Source organism: Azospirillum sp. SYSU D00513 (genome assembly GCF_017356015.1).
GTDB lineage: Bacteria > Pseudomonadota > Alphaproteobacteria > Azospirillales > Azospirillaceae > Azospirillum.
The window spans coordinates 114623-130073 of record NZ_JAFIQV010000004.1; the positions used below are offsets into that span (position 1 = coordinate 114623).

Genomic DNA, 15451 nt, shown 5'->3' on the forward strand with positions numbered 1-15451 from the left:
ACGCCGCGCTCGACCGGGCGCTGGCGCGCCACCGTGCCGGCGACCTCCCCGGCGCCGAGCGGGGCTACCGCGCGATCCTGGAGAGGGAGCCCGGCCATGCCGGCGCCCTGCATCTGCTGGGGGTCCTGGCGCACCAGACCGGCCATTCCCTCCAGGCAGTCGAGTTGATCGCCCAGGCCATCGCCCACGATCCGGACAAGCCTGACCCGCACGCCAACCTCGGACTCGCCCTGCACGCGCTGGGCCGCGTCCGCGAGGCGGAGGCCGCCTACCGCCAGGCGCTTGCCTTAAGGGAGAGCTTCCCGGAAGCGCACAACAGCCTGGGCAGCGCCTTGCAGGAGCTGGGGCGGCTCGACGAGGCGGTCGCCCATTACCGCCGCGCCCTGGATCTGCACGGCGCCTACCCGGAGGCGCTGGCGAATCTGGGCACCGCGCTGCACGCCCGCGACCGGCTGGAGGAGGCGGAGGCGGCCCTGCGCCAAGCGCTGGCACTCGACCGGAGCAACCTGCTGGCCTGGTGCAATCTCGGCGTCGTGCTGAAGGAATGCGGCCGGCTGAGCGAAGCGGAGACCGCACTTGCCGAGGCCTTGCGCCTGCTGCCCGGCGATCCGGAAACGCTGGTCAATCTTGGTCTCCTGCGCGAGGCGCAGGGCCAGCGGGAGGAGGCGGAGCGCTGCTACAGGCAGGCGCTGGCCGGCGATCCGGGTTTCTCGCTCGCCCGCTGGAACCTCGCCATCCTGCTGATCGGGCAGGGGCGGCTGGCGGAAGGCCGGGACCTCTACGAATCCCGCTTCGACTCCAGCCGCGTGCTGGGCGCGCGCGTTTTCCCGGTGCCGCGCTGGGACGGAAGCGATCCGGCGGGCCGGCGGATCATGGTCTGGCGGGAGCAGGGGCTCGGCGACGAACTGCTCTACGCCACGGCGCTGCCCAACCTGATCCGCCGCGCTGGCCATGTCGTCCTGGAATGCGACCGCCGGATGGTAAGCCTCTTCGCCCGGTCCTTCCCGGACGCGACCGTGCGGGAGGAGACGTTGCGGGATGGAAGGGAGACGCTGGACCCCCTCGATTTCGACGCCCACCTGCCGATGGCGTCGCTGCCCCGCTTCTTCCGGCGGAGCCTCACCGGTTTCCCGCCGGAGGGACGCTACATGGTGCCGGACCCGGAGCGCACAGCGCTGTGGCGGGACCGGCTGGCCGGGCTCGGGCCGGGGCTGAAGGTCGGCATCTGCTGGCGGAGCCAATTGACGACCGGCGAGCGCAAGCACGCCTATACGGGGCTGGATGCCTGGGCGCCCCTGTTCCGGCTGCCCGGTGTCACCTTCATCGCCTTGCAGTACGACCTGCGCGACGAGGAAGTGGCCGATGCCGCCGGGCGGCTTAGCGTCACGCTGCACCGCTGGACCGACGCCGACCTGAAGAACGACCTGGAAACCGCCGCGGCGCTGACCGCGAACCTGGACCTCGTCATCACCGTCGCCTCCTCCGTCGGCGAGATGGCCGGCGCGCTCGGCGTGCCGGTCTGGCGGTTCGGCGGACGCTACGACTGGACCATGCAGGGCACGGCCTGCCGCCCCTTCTTCCCTTCGATGCGCATGTGGCGCGCGGCGGCGGGGGAGCGGCTGGGCGACGTGCTGGGCCGCATGGCGAGGGAAGTGGAGCGGCTGCGCGCGTCCGGTCGGGAGGAGCAGGCCGAGGAGTTGCTCGCCGAAGCTCAGCGGCTGCACGAATCCGGCCGCTGGCCGGAGGCGGAGAAGGCCTACCAGCGCGTGCTGGAACTGGCGGGCGATCACACGGATGCCCTGGAGGGCTATGGCCGCCTCGGCCATGAGGCGGGACGGCCGGACATCGCGGCGGAGCTGATCGGGCGCGCGATCCAGGCGGGGGGAAGCAGCGCCGTCCGGCACCGCCGGCGCGCCATGGCCCTCCAGGATCTCGGCGCCCTGGCTGAAGCAGCCGAGGACTGGCGCCATGCGGTCGAACTGGGCGCCGACGACGCGGAGGCGCAGGGCAACTTCGGTCTGGTCCTGCTTGCGCTCGGACAGGCGGGGGAGGCCGCCGAGGCGCTGGGCAGGGCCGTCCGGCGGGAGCCGGGCTGGGCCGGCCTGCACGCGAACCTCGGCCTGGCCCTCCAGTCCGCCGGACGCGCGGGGGAAGTGGCGTCCGCGCTGCGGCGCGCCCTGGCGCTCGATCCCGCCCTGCCGGAAGGCTGGAACAGCCTCGCGGGCATGCTGCTGAACGGGGAGGATGCGGGCCGGGCTGAGCGTCCGGCCCGCCGCGCCCTTCTGCTGCGCCCCGGCTATCCGGAGGCTCTCGGCAACCTTGGCCTTGCGCAGCTCACCGCCGGCCGGGAGGGGGAGGCGGTGGAGAGCCTGCGCGGCGCCCTGGAATTGCGGCCGGGCGATGCCGGCACGCTCGCCAACCTCGCCCTGGCGCTGGAGCGGGCAGGGCAGGAGGACCGGGCAGGGCTCGCCTGGTGGCGCATCCTGCTGCTCGACCCCGGTTCGGCGCCGGGCTTCGCCGGGCTGGCCGACCTGCGCCAGCGGCAGAAGCGGCTCGACGCGGCCCTCAAGGCTTGGGAGCGGGCCTTGCGTATCGACCCGCGCCGGGCCGACTGGCACTACAACGCCGGCAACGCCCTCCAGGCCGCCGGCCGTCCGGCGGAGGCCGACGCCGTCTACCGGCGCGCCGTGGCGGAGGACCCGTCCCTGTCGCTCGCCGCCTTCAACCGGGGCTATGCGGCCCTGGCACGCGGGCGGCTGGAGGAGGGCTGGACGGGTCTGGAGGCCCGCTTCGCCGCGGGGCAGGCCAGGCCCGACCGCCGCTTCCGCCGCCCGGCCTGGACCGGCGAGGATCTCGCCGGCCGCACGCTGCTGGTCTGGCGGGAGCAGGGGGTGGGTGACGAGCTGATGTACGCCTCCTGCTACCCCGACCTGATCGGGCGGGCCGGCAAGGTGATCCTGGAGTGCGACCCGCGTCTGGCCGGCCTTTTCACCCGGTCTTTCCCCGGTGCCGAGGTTCGCGCCGCCACCGGGGACCCGGACGATTTCGACGTCCATGTCGCCGCCGGCTCGCTGCCCCTGCGGCTGCGGACCGGGCTGGCCGACTTTCCCGCCCGCTCCGGCGGCCATCTGCGGGCCGATCCCGCGCGCGCCACGGCATGGCGGGAACGGCTGGCGGAATCCGGCCCCGGCCTTACGGTCGGCATCTGCTGGCGCAGCCGCCTTCGCGGCGCGGAACGGGACGCCGGCTACACGCGGCTGACGCAGTGGGGGCCGGTCATCGCCGTGCCGGGCGTCCGCTTCGTGAACCTGCAATATGACGAGTGCGCCGGGGAGATCGCGGAGGCCGAGGCCCGTTTCGGCGTGCCCATCCGGCGCTTCGCCGCCCTGGACCTGATGAACGACCTGGAGGAGGCCGCCGCCCTCACCGCCGCGCTCGACCTCGTGGTGAGCGCTGGCACCTCGGTGGCGGAGATGGCGGGGGCGCTCGGCGTGCCGGTCTGGCGCTTCGGCGGGCGGGGGGAATGGACGGCGCTCGGTACCGGCTGCCGTCCCTGGTACACCTCCATGCGCCTTTTCGCGCCCCCGCCCGGCGGCACCATGGAGGGCGCCCTGCGGGCGGTCGCGCGGGAGCTGCGGCGCCTTACGCAGTGACGATCTCGCCCGCCCGGTAGCCCTGGGCGTAGAGCAGGGCGGTCAGATCGCCGTGGTCCACGCGGGCGCGGGCCTCCGCCGCCACGGCGGGCTTGGCGTGGAAGGCGACGCCCAGCCCGGCGGCGAGCAGCATCGGCAGGTCGTTGGCGCCGTCGCCGACCGCCATCGTCTCCGCCATCGGCACGCGGCGGTCGCCGGCGAAGCCCACCAGCGACTGGAGCTTGCTGTCCTTGTCGAGGATCGGCTCGACCACCTTGCCGGTCATGACGCCGTCCACGACTTCCAACTCGTTGCCCCGGTCCTCGTCGAAGCCGATCCAGTCCCGCACCCGGCTGGTGAAGCAGCGGAATCCCCCCGACACGAGGAAGCAGGCCGCACCGTTGGCGCGCATGGTGGCGACCAGTGCCGCGGCACCCGGCATCAGCGTGGCGCGCTGCCACACCTCGTCGATCACCTCCTCCCGCAGGCCCTTCAGCAGCGCCACCCGCTCCCGCACGGCGCCCTTGAAGTCGATCTCGCCGTTCATGGCGCGGGTCGTGATGTCGGCGATGTGCTGCTTCAGCCCGACATAATCGCCCAGCTCGTCCAGCATCTCCTGCTCGATGATCGTCGATTCCATGTCGGCGACCAGCAGGCGCTTGCGGCGGGTCGCGGCGGCCTGCGCGATCACGTCCACGGCGGCCCCGGCCAGCGCCTTGCGCGCAGCGGCCTCCGCCTGCTCGGGCGCCAGCCCCTCGAAGGGCAGGTCGCAGGCGACGCCCGGCGCGAGCCAGTCGGGCCGGCCCGTCTTTCCGCCGAGCGCGGTCAGGGCCGAAAGCACCGCCTGGACCGTATCGTCGGTCAGGTCGGCGGCGGAGGGTGCGGCGATGAGGGTGGCGACGGCGGTCATGGAAGCCTCGGGCATTCGGTTGCAGGCTCCCCTACCACAGCGGGCGTTACGGGTAAAATCCTGATCAGGCTTCCATCGCGGTCCGCCCGATCCCGACCGTGCCGAGCGGTGTCGCGAGGCGGGCGCCGAGCGTGGGTTCCCCCTCGGCCGCATGGATCCGCACCAGCCCGTCGCCGCGCTCCAGCCCGATGGCGTCCAGCGCCGCCGAGAGCCGGTCCGGCTTCGGGTGCCAGAGATCCAGCGCCAGCAGCCGGCAGCCGAGATCCGCCATGCCGCCGGCGGGGTGCGGCCGGTCCGCAGGCCATTGGATCAGCGCCGGCAGGGTGCCGCCCTCCGGCAGCGCCCCGTCGGGCGGGACCGTGATCCGCCATTCCAGCCCGCCGCGGCTCATCGGCTCCACCGGCCCCAGTGGGATGGGCGAGCGGACGGCCGCCTCCTGGATGGAATCCGTTCGGGCGATCCAGGTCACCAGCTGCGGGCCGGACCGCAGCCGGTCCCGCATCGCCGGATCGTCCAGCGCGAACCAGCGCGGGCGGTCCGGCGGCGGCGCCTGCGGATCGACCGCGATGATCTCAAGATAGACCTCGCCGCCGGGCGGCGCGCCGCCGAGCCGCATCAGGTGGTTGTGCGTGCCCATGCGTGGATGGACGCCTCCCGCCGGCGGCACCGCGCCAAGCGCGCGCCGCGCCCACTCCACCCCTTCCTCCAGGGTGGAGGCGGCGATCGCAAGGTGATCGATGCGCGTGCTCATCCCGTCCTCGCCCTTGCTCATGTCTTCGCGAACCGGCGGGCAGTGTCGCAAAACCCGCCTCTCCTGGCGAGATGGGTTGCGTCGCCGCTCCATCCGCTGCCATACGCTGTTGCCTTGGGAAAACAGGCGGGCGCCATGGCTGACGGCACGGCTCAGGATAGGGTTCGGGACAGGGATGTGGTGGTGATCGGCGGGCCGACGGCCTCGGGCAAGTCGGGCTTGGCGCTCGACATCGCCGAGGCTTTCGGCGGCACCGTCATCAACGCCGACAGCATGCAGCTCTACCGGGAGCTGGACGTCATCACGGCCCGTCCGGGGCCGGAGGATCTGGCGCGGGTGCCGCACCGGCTCTACGGCGTGCTGCCGGCGTCCGAACGCGGTTCGGCCGCGCGCTGGCGCGACATGGCGCTGGCCGAGATCGCCGGCGCGCACGCCGCCGGCCGGCTGCCGGTCGTGGTCGGCGGCACGGGGCTCTATCTCCGCACACTGATGGAGGGACTGAGCGCCGTCCCGCCGATCCCGGACGAGGTCCGACGGGCGGCGCACGCCCGGCTCGAAGCACTCGGCGGCGTCGCCTTCCGCGAGGAGCTGCTGCGCCGCGATCCGGAGCAGGCCAAGCTCAACCCCGGCGACACCACGCGCCTGACCCGCGCCTGGGAGGTGCTGGAGGCCACCGGCAAGCCGCTCTCCCACTGGCAGACCCAGGCGCCGGAGGGCGCGCCCGAGGGGCTGGCCTTCCATGTGCTGGTGCTGGACCCGCCGCGCGACGCGCTCTACGCCAACTGCGACCGGCGCTTCGCCTGGATGATGGAGCATGGCGCGCTGGAGGAGGCCCGGCGGATCGACGGGCTCGGCCTCGATCCGGACCTTCCGGCGACCAAGGCGCTGGGCGTGCCGGAGCTGCGGCGTCATTTGCATGGCGAACTGTTGCTGGACGAAGCGATTGCGCTGGCGCAACAGAGCACGCGGCGCTATGCCAAGCGTCAGGTCACCTGGTTCCGCCACCAGCTGATCGGGCGGGAGCCGAGGGGTGCCGTGCATGGCTGTCATGCCGTCGAATCCCTCTACTCTTTTGCGCTTAGGGATGTAATGCTGACCTTTATTGAAACGACGTTGCGTCGTTGATGGCTCTGGAGGGTAAAAAGTGTCGGTCGATTGGGGTCATGTGTTCGCCGGCCGCGTCAGCGGCATGTCGGCTTCTGAGATCCGCGAACTCCTGAAGCTGCTCGGGCGTCCGGAAATCATCTCCTTCGCGGGCGGCATTCCGGATCCGGACTTCTTCCCCAGCGCCGCCGTGTCGCGCGCCTACCAGCGGGTGTTCGAATCCAACAGCGGCGCCGGCAGCGCCCTGCAATACAGCATCAGCGAGGGCTACGCGCCGCTGCGCGACTGGATTTCCGTCTACATGGGCCGCAGCGGCCTGGCCATCGGGCCGGAAGAGGCGGTCATCACCAGCGGGTCGCAGCAGGCGCTCGACTTCATCGGCAAGCTGCTGATCGGGCCGGGCGACCTCGTCGCGGTGACGGCGCCCACATATCTGGGGGCGCTCCAGGCCTTCTCGCCCTACGAGCCGCGCTACGTCAACGTCCCCATGGACGAGGACGGCCCGGTGCTGGCCGCCGTCGAGGCGGCGCTGGCTCAGAAGCCGAAGTTCCTCTATCTCGTCCCCGACTTCCAGAACCCGAACGGCATCACCGTGTCGCTGGAGCGCCGCGAGGCGCTGGTGGCCATATGCGCCGAGGCCGGCGTTCCCATCGTCGAGGACGCGGCCTACGCCGAGCTGCGTTACGAGGGCGAATCGCTGCCGCCGATCGTCGCGCTGGACGCCGCGCGCAACGGCGGCAAGCCCGCCAACGTCATCTATTGCGGCTCATTCTCCAAGACGCTGGTCCCGGCGCTGCGCGTCGGCTGGATCGTCGCCCCGGCCGAGGTCGTCAACCGCATCGTCCTGATGAAGCAGGCCGGCGACCTGCACACCAGCACCATCAACCAGATCGTCGTGCACGACATCGCGTCGGAAATCTTCGACAGCCATGTCCGACGGCTGCGCGTCCAGTACAAGGAACGCCGTGACGCCATGATCGCGGCACTGGAGGAGTTCGCTCCTCAGGGCGTGACCTGGACCAAGCCGGAGGGCGGCCTGTTCGTCTGGCTGGAGCTGCCCGAGGGCATCGACGGCACGTCGCTGCTCGCCCGCGCCGTCCAGGAGTTCAACGTCGCCTTCGTTCCGGGCTCGGCCTTCTTCGCCGACCGCTCCGGCAAGAACACGATCCGCCTCAGCTTCTCCGCGACCAACCCCGAGCGCATCCGCGAGGGCATCCGCCGCCTTTGCGAACTCGTGACGCTCGTATCGGCCTGACGGCCCGTCCCGCCCGGCCGCCGGGCGGGACTTCCTTTGAAAACCCCCAAATCGCTGCCTTTTCGAAGCTCCCCGCCGGCCATCCGGCGCGGGAGCCCTCGGCGTTTCCCGGGCGTGGTAAGGATCGGAGTAGGATGCGAAAGAATAGGAAAAACTCTGCCAAAAAAGCTTTTCGAAACTTCGCAAAATGGGTTGACCAGGGACATGCAATTGTCTAGTTTTCCGCTCCCGGCCGCTGCCGTTGGGGCTAAGCCATTGGCCTAGTTCAACTAAGGCGCAGCCGGACCCGCGAAGGAACAGGGCCGCCCTTGGGAGATTAGGGACGGCGGCATTACCAGGAAGGTCGTGACATGTCCGAACAGAAGCTGACCGGCGCGCAGATCGCCATCAAGGCCCTGAAGGATCAGGGCGTTGACACCATTTTCGGCTATCCGGGCGGCGCGGTACTTCCGATCTACGACGCCCTGTTCCAGCAGAACGACATCCGCCATATCCTCGTCCGCCACGAGCAGGCCGCCGTCCACGCGGCGGAAGGCTACGCCCGCTCCACCGGCAAGGTCGGCTGCGTGCTCGTGACCTCCGGCCCCGGCGCCACCAACGCGGTGACGGGCCTGCTGGACGCCTTGTGCGATTCCATTCCGATCGTCTGCCTCAGCGGGCAGGTTCCGACGCACCTGATCGGCAACGATGCCTTCCAGGAGGCCGACACGACCGGCATCACCCGCCCGGTCACGAAGCACAACTACCTGGTCAAGGACGTCAACGATCTGGCCCGCACGATGCACGAGGCCTTCTACGTCGCGCGCACCGGCCGTCCCGGCCCGGTGCTGGTCGACCTGCCGAAGGACGTGCAGTTCGCCGAGGGCGTCTACGTCCCGCCGGCCGAGGTCAAGCACAAGACCTACCGCCCGCAGACCAAGCCGGAGATCGCCCGCGTCGAGGAAGCCGTCGAGCTGATGGCAAACGCCAAGCGCCCGATCTTCTACACCGGTGGCGGCGTCGTGAATTCCGGCACCGAGGCGGCCCGGCTGCTCACCAAGCTGGTCCAGATGACGGGCTTCCCGATCACCAGCACGCTGATGGGGCTGGGCGCCTTCCCGGCGTCGGAGCCGCAGTGGCTGGGCATGCTGGGCATGCACGGCACCTACGAGGCCAACCTCGCGATGCATGGCTGCGACGTGATGATCAACATCGGCGCCCGCTTCGACGACCGCGTCACCGGCAAGCTGTCGGAATTCTCGCCGGGCTCGAAGAAGATCCACGTCGACATCGACCCCAGCTCCATCAACAAGAACGTCGCGGTGGACGTGCCGGTGGTCGGCGACTGCGCCGCCGTGCTGGAGGAGATGATCCGCCTCTGGTCGGCCCGCCAGCAGCGCAACGATCCGGCCGCGCTGAAGGATTGGTGGAAGCAGATCGATGGCTGGCGCGCCCGCAACTGCCTGAACTACAACCGCAGCGAATCGGTCATCAAGCCGCAATACGCGCTGGAGCGGCTGCGCGAGGCGCTGAAGGGCAAGGACCACTACATCACGACCGAGGTCGGCCAGCACCAGATGTGGGCCGCCCAGTTCCTGCCCTTCGACGAGCCGAACCGCTGGATGACCTCGGGCGGCCTCGGCACCATGGGCTACGGCCTGCCGGCCGCCATCGGCGCGCAGATCGCCCACCCCGACGCGGTCGTGGTGGACGTGTCGGGCGAGGCCTCCTTCCTGATGAACATGCAGGAGCTGGGGACCGCGGTTCAGTACCGGGCGCCGGTCAAGATCTTCATCCTGAACAACAAGTACATGGGCATGGTCCGCCAGTGGCAGGAGCTGCTGCACGGCTCGCGCTACTCGGAAAGCTACTCGGAAGCCCTGCCGGACTTCGTGAAGCTGGCGGAGTCCTGGAACTGCGTCGGCCTGCGCGCCACGAAGGTGGAGGAGGTCGACAAGGTGATCGAGCAGATGCTCGCCGTCACCGACCGGCCCTGCATCGTCGATATCGTCGTCGATCAGAAGGAAAACTGCTATCCGATGATCCCCGGCGGCAAGGCCCACAACGAGATCCTGTTCGGCCCGGAGGACAGCCCGTCCGACGCCACGCCGGAAGACGGCATGGTTCTGGTCTGATCGCGCGCTGAAGATCCGGGAAAGAAGATCATGGAACAGAACATCGAGAAGCACACGATCGCCGTGCTGGTCGACAACGAGCCGGGCGTGCTCGCCCGCGTCATCGGCCTCTTCTCCGGCCGCGGCTACAACATCGAGAGCCTCACCGTGGCCGAGGTGGACAACGCCGCGCACCTGTCGCGCATCACGCTCGTCACGTCCGGCACCCGCATGATCGTGGAGCAGATCAAGGCCCAGCTCGACCGGCTCGTCCCGGTCCACAAGGTCCGCGACCTGACCGACGAGGGTCCCTGCGTGGAGCGCGAGCTGGCGTTGATCAAGGTGGCCGGCACGGGCGACAAGCGGATCGAGGCGCTCCGCCTCGCCGACATCTTCCACGCCAAGGTGGTGGACGCGACGCTGACCTCCTTCGTGTTCGAGCTGACCGGCACGACCAGCGATGTCAACGACTTCGTCGCGCTGATGACCCAGCTCGGCCTCGTCGAGGCCACCCGCACGGGCGTCGTCGCCATGGCCAAGGGCCAGACCGGCTTCTGATTAGGTCAAGCCGGGCGGCGGGCGCATAGGTCCGCCGCCATTTTCTCAACCCCGTTTGTCTTGACGGGGACTATCGCTGGTGGGAGTAATCCCGCCGGTTGCTCACCAACGCTGATTATCGACCCAAGGAACCATCCAATGCGCGTCTATTATGATCGTGATGCCGACGTCAACCTGATCAAGGGCAAGAAGGTCGTCATCGTCGGCTACGGCAGCCAGGGCCACGCCCACGCCAACAACCTCCGCGACAGCGGGGCCAAGGACGTGCGCATCGCGCTCCGCCCGGGTTCGGGCAGCGCGCCGAAGGCCGAAGGCGCCGGCTTCACGGTCATGAGCCCGTCCGAGGCCGCCGCCTGGGCCGACGTTGTGATGGTGCTGACCCCCGACGAGCTGCAGGCCGACCTGTACCGCGACGACCTCGCCAAGAACATGAAGCAGGGCGCCGCCCTGGCCTTCGCGCACGGCCTGAACGTCCATTTCAGCCTGATCGAGCCGCGCGCCGACCTCGACGTGTTCATGATCGCGCCGAAGGGCCCCGGCCACACCGTGCGCGGCGAATACCAGCGCGGCGGCGGCGTGCCCTGCCTCGTGGCCGTGCACCAGAACGCCTCGGGCAACGCGCTGGACATCGCCCTGTCCTACGCCTCGGCCATCGGCGGCGGCCGCGCCGGCATCATCGAGACCACCTTCAAGGAAGAGTGCGAGACCGACCTGTTCGGCGAGCAGGCCGTGCTCTGCGGCGGCCTGACCGAACTGATCCGCGCCGGCTACGAGACGCTGACCGAGGCCGGCTACGCCCCGGAGATGGCCTATTTCGAGTGCCTGCACGAGGTGAAGCTGATCGTCGACCTCATGTATGAGGGCGGCATGGCGAACATGCGCTACTCGATCTCCAACACCGCCGAATACGGCGACTACAAGACCGGCCCGCGCATCATCACCGCCGAGACCAAGGCCGAGATGAAGCGCGTTCTGGAGGACATCCAGACCGGCCGCTTCGTCCGCGACTGGATGCTGGAGTGCAAGGCCGGCCAGCCGTCCTTCAAGGCGATCCGCCGCCGCAACGCGGAGCACGACATCGAGAAGGTCGGCGAGAAGCTGCGCGCCATGATGCCCTGGATCTCCGAGCGCCGCCTCGTGGACAAGAGCAAGAACTGATCGGAGCCTCCGCTTCGAACGCGAAAAAGCGCGCCCCCAGGGGCGCGCTTTTTTGCTGTCCGGTTCTCGCGGTCCGGCGCCGCTCCCCGGCGGGGAGCGGCCTTCGGCGCCTCAGCGCTTGGCGGGTGCGGCCGGCGGAAGGTCTTCCTCCAGGATGACCACATGCAGGGCGTAGGACACCTCGCCCTCGTCCACGTCCCGGTGGAGCGTGCCGACGAACTCACCGGACAGGGTGACCTCGCAGGACTGGCCTGCCCGCTCCGGCGGCTCGACGGTGATGTTGTCGTTGCCCAGGGTCTTGCGCAGATAGGCCTGCACGCGGGCGATTTCGTTGTCGGTCATCTTGGCGACCGTCTGCTTGGCGGGCGGCATGGCGCATCCCTTCTGTTCTTGAGCGGTGGTGTGGGGAAGCGGTTGGTATAGGCGGCTCCGGCAAAAAGGGAAAGCACGACCTCGCGCCCGGCCGTCCTTCCAGGACCCGGCGGCCGGCAACCCGCCGGAGGCAAATTCGAATGTGGTAAGGCCTGGAATGTCCGGCAAGCGGAAACTTGGGCTTAGCCGGGACCACGCGGTCGCGGCACCCCTTCCGGCCGGCTTACTTGGGCTTGTCGTCCTCCTCGTGGCGGCGGGGGCGCTTGCCCTTGTCATCGTGCGGCGTGGGCGGAAGGGCATGCTGGTCCGGCAGGTCACGGCGCTGGCCGGTGTCCGCGCCGACGGTTACCGTCGTGGACGGCCCGGCGCTGGTTTCCGGCGCCGGGGGCGGCAGGTCGGTGTAGTCGCCGGTGGACACGCCCATGCCAAGCCCGGAGCGCCCGGTGGTCAGGGGGCCATGCCCTTCGGCGCCCGGATTGGGATTGCCCGTGTTGCGCGTGACCTGCTCCTCGCCCTTGCGCTCGTCCTGATCGGCCATTCGGTCCTCCAATGGGGTGTTCCGGTCGCGAGCCGTTCGACCCGCCTGTTTTCGGGCCAACATCCTGGCCCGCCGGGAGTTCCGGCGGAGGACGGCGGCGCTCCGCGCGCTCAGGCGGAATCCCGAATCCGGAAAGAGGAGCCAAAATCGCCGGGAGTAATCCTGGCTGGTTGATCTCCTAGCCCGCCAGCCCTTCGTCTATCTTCAAATAAGTATTACCAGTGTTGCGCTTTTGGCACAGCCTTGTCGGATCGCAACGGCCCGGCGTCACTTCCACTTTCGCCGCCTTGTCCCTTGTGAACCGGTCCAAATACTTGGTCGCGGTGAAACATGGATTACTCCGATCCATGCCGTACGAGCCGGTGAGACCATGCAACATCGCCTGATCCGTCTCCTGTTCTGCGCGATCCTGGTCCTTCTGCCCGCCCTGCCGCGCGAGGCGCGCGCGGAAGCGGGCGAGCAGCGCATCGCGCTCGTCGTCGGCATCGGGACCTATGCCCACGCGCCGGAGCTTCCCAACCCGCGCAACGACGCCCGTGCCATGACCGGCGCGCTCCGCAAGCTCGGCTTCAAGGTCGAGGAGAAGTTCGACCTCGACAACCGGGGGCTCGCAGAGGCGCTGCGCAACTTCGGGGTCCAGGCGGCTGAGGCGGACGTGGCGCTGCTCTATTTCGCCGGGCACGGCATGCAGGTCGGCGGCACCAACTACATCCTGCCGTCGGACGCGCGGCTGGAGCGCGAGCGCGACCTCGTCTACGAGGCGCTGCCGCTCAACCTGCCGCTCGGCGAGCTGGCGCAGGCGCGCAAGCTCGGCATCCTCATCCTCGACGCCTGCCGCAACAACCCCTTCGCCGACCGGCTCGTCCGCTCCGGCACCGAGCAGTCGGACGTCCATTCCGGCTTCACCCGGATCGAGGACACGCCCAGCGACACGCTGGTCGCCATGGCGACGCGGGCCGACGCGGTGGCGGAGGACGGCGCCAACGGCAACAGCCCCTACACCGCCTCGCTGCTGAGGCATTTCGAGGTGCCCGGCCTGGAGCTGAGCCTGTTCTTCCGCCGCGTGCGCGACGACGTGCTCCAGGCGACCTCCGGCCGCCAGGAGCCCTACATCTACGGCTCGCTCGGAGCGGCCCCCTTCTACTTCAACCCGCTGCCGGAGAACCGTCCGCCCCAGCTCGGCGACATCAAGCCGCTGGAGGTCTTCGACCGGGGCGGCACCGAATCCTTCGGCATCGCGCGCCCCACCGACCCCGACCGCGACCAGCTCTTCGCCCAGGTCACCGGCCTGCCGCGCGGGGGTGCGGTGCGGATCAGCGACCGCGTCGTGCTGATCGGCGACTACCTGACCGCCGACCAGCTCGCCGGCACGACCTTCAAGCCGGACGCGTCCCATCTCGGCGACGGCGGCAGCTTCGAGTTCGCGGTCATGGACGGGCGGGGCGGGGTGGCGCGCGCCGCCGTGCCCGTGCTGATCAAGCCGAGCAACCGGCCGCCGGTCGTCGCGGCGGAGCGGACGGTGCGCACGGTGGTGAATCCGCTGCATTTCGACGTGCCGACCGATCCCGACGGCGACACGCTGACCTTCACGGTCAACGCCGTCCCCGAGCGCGGCCGCATCCGCGACGGCGTCCGGTCCATCAAGCCGGGCGACCGGCTGACCGCCGAGCAGCTCTCGAGCCTCAGCTACGACGCCGAGCAGGCGCCGGCCGGGCGCGCGGGGCTGTTCAGCGTGCTGGCCGAGGACGGCCGCGGCGGCCGCGCCACCGCCAGCATCGTGCTGGAGGTGGAGGCCGCCGGCGCGCCCCCGCCCGCCGCCGACCTGGAGGAAGCGCTCTGGCGCCGCGTGCGCGACAGCGAGGACGCCGAGCAGGTCGAAGCCTTCATGAACCTGTTCGAGGCCGGCCCCTTCGCCGGGCTCGCCCGCGACCGCCTCAGGCAGCTCAAGGCTGCCTCGCCCCGCGTCGCCATGAACGCCGGTGCGACCGGCATGGCGTCCGACGGATCGGGCGCCGACGTCCCGCCCCAGCGGGCACCGGTGGAGCTGAAGGTGGAACCGACGGGGGAGGGGGTCTATGTGGCCGTCGCCCGCGCGCCCTTGCGCGCCGGGCCGGACAACCGGTCGGAGGCGGTCGGCCAGGTGGAGCGCGGCAGCCATGTGCGCGTGCTGGGCCGGGTCACCGACGCGGACTGGTACCGCGTGTCGGCGGCGGGACCGTCCGGCGAGGTGCAGGGCTTCCTGCCCGGCCCGGCGCTGCGGCCCGCCGGCCTCGGCGACCGGCAGCGGCTGGCCATGGCGGAGCCGGTCGAGATCTCGCGCCCGCGCTCGCACGGCGCCGGCAAGAGCTTCCAGGACTGCCCGGACTGCCCGACCATGGTGCGCATCGCCGCCGGCAGCTACAACATGGGCGCCGACCGGGGCGGCGACCCGACCGAGCGCCCAGTCCACCGGGTGAGCCTGCGCCGTCCCTTCGCCATCGGCGTCTACGAGGTGACGGTCGGCGAGTTCCGCGCCTGCGTGGAGAGCGGCGGCTGCCTGTCCATGCCGCGCATGACCAACGCCGCCGACAACACCCCCGTCTACAACGTGAGCTGGGACGACGCCGTCGCCTACGCGGCCTGGCTCACCCGCAAGACCGGCCACCGCTACCGGCTGCCGACCGAGGCCGAATGGGAATACGCCGCGCGCGGCGGCGGCAACGCCGCCTATGCCTGGGGCGACAGCCTGCGGCCGGACATGCAGCTCGCCAATTGCCGGGGCTGCGGGGGCGCGCCGGACCAGGTCGGGCCGGTCGCCGTCGGGCGGTACGAGCCGAACGGCTTCGGGTTGCACGACATGTCCGGCGGGGTGGCGGAATGGGTCGCCGACTGCTGGAACCCCTCCTACAAGGGCGCTCCCGACGACGGTTCCGCCTGGAACCGGGGCGACTGCCGCAAGCGGGTGCTGCGCGGCGGCTCCTGGCGGGACGAGCCGGGCAAGATCACGGTGACGACCCGCATCGGCTACGATGCCGGGGTGCGCTACCTCGCGGACGGCTTCCGGGTGGCCCGCGACCTCTACTGAAAGGCGGCCATTGTCC

At 70.5% G+C, this 15451-nt stretch carries 11 protein-coding genes; 7 read left to right on the forward strand and 4 right to left on the reverse strand.

Going from position 1 to position 15451, the window contains the following annotated elements:
• The first annotated feature begins 20 nt into the window (after positions 1-20).
• Complete coding sequence (locus JUB11_RS04645; RefSeq protein WP_247886857.1) at positions 21-3653, forward strand: tetratricopeptide repeat protein; 3633 nt, start codon at positions 21-23, stop codon at positions 3651-3653.
• Here the strand turns inward: JUB11_RS04645 and serB are convergent.
• Positions 3643-4542, reverse strand: a complete 900-nt coding sequence (gene serB, locus JUB11_RS04650) for a phosphoserine phosphatase SerB (protein WP_207456868.1) — start codon at positions 4540-4542, stop codon at positions 3643-3645. The two genes, JUB11_RS04645 and serB, sit on opposite strands and share 11 nt — an antisense overlap.
• A 64-nt stretch (positions 4543-4606) precedes the next feature.
• Complete coding sequence (locus tag JUB11_RS04655) at positions 4607-5314, reverse strand: VOC family protein (RefSeq protein WP_207456570.1); 708 nt, start codon at positions 5312-5314, stop codon at positions 4607-4609.
• 114 nt (positions 5315-5428) lie between these two features.
• On the opposite strand from JUB11_RS04655, the gene miaA reads away from it, so the two are divergent.
• The 5 genes from miaA to ilvC all read left to right on the forward strand — a co-directional run bounded on the left by miaA (position 5429) and on the right by ilvC (position 11461).
• Complete coding sequence (miaA, locus tag JUB11_RS04660; protein ID WP_207456572.1) at positions 5429-6418, forward strand: tRNA (adenosine(37)-N6)-dimethylallyltransferase MiaA; 990 nt, start codon at positions 5429-5431, stop codon at positions 6416-6418.
• A gap of 19 nt (positions 6419-6437) precedes the next feature.
• Positions 6438-7652, forward strand: coding sequence for an aminotransferase class I/II-fold pyridoxal phosphate-dependent enzyme (locus tag JUB11_RS04665; RefSeq protein WP_207456574.1), 1215 nt, complete (start codon positions 6438-6440; stop codon positions 7650-7652).
• 350 nt (positions 7653-8002) lie between these two features.
• Positions 8003-9766 carry an acetolactate synthase 3 large subunit gene (locus tag JUB11_RS04670; protein ID WP_207456576.1) on the forward strand — a complete coding sequence of 588 codons (1764 nt, stop codon included), beginning with the start codon at positions 8003-8005 and terminating at the stop codon, positions 9764-9766.
• Between the two features lie 30 nt (positions 9767-9796).
• Positions 9797-10303 (forward strand): acetolactate synthase small subunit, encoded by a 507-nt coding sequence (gene ilvN / locus JUB11_RS04675; RefSeq protein ID WP_207456581.1) that lies wholly within the window; start codon positions 9797-9799, stop codon positions 10301-10303.
• A gap of 138 nt (positions 10304-10441) precedes the next feature.
• Positions 10442-11461, forward strand: coding sequence for a ketol-acid reductoisomerase (gene ilvC / locus JUB11_RS04680; RefSeq protein ID WP_207456583.1), 1020 nt, complete (start codon positions 10442-10444; stop codon positions 11459-11461).
• A 111-nt stretch (positions 11462-11572) separates the two neighbouring features.
• Here ilvC and JUB11_RS04685 read toward each other — a convergent pair whose 3' ends face one another.
• Together JUB11_RS04685 and JUB11_RS04690 are read right to left on the reverse strand one after the other, a co-directional pair.
• Entirely contained in the window at positions 11573-11833 is a 261-nt protein-coding gene (locus JUB11_RS04685) for a DUF3126 family protein (protein ID WP_247886842.1), read from the reverse strand.
• A gap of 223 nt (positions 11834-12056) precedes the next feature.
• Positions 12057-12371, reverse strand: a complete 315-nt coding sequence (locus JUB11_RS04690) for a hypothetical protein (RefSeq protein ID WP_207456585.1) — start codon at positions 12369-12371, stop codon at positions 12057-12059.
• A gap of 370 nt (positions 12372-12741) precedes the next feature.
• On the opposite strand from JUB11_RS04690, the gene JUB11_RS04695 reads away from it, so the two are divergent.
• A complete protein-coding gene (locus JUB11_RS04695; protein ID WP_207456588.1) occupies positions 12742-15435 on the forward strand; it encodes an SUMF1/EgtB/PvdO family nonheme iron enzyme in 2694 nt (897 codons plus the stop codon).
• Positions 15436-15451: the final 16 nt, after the last annotated feature.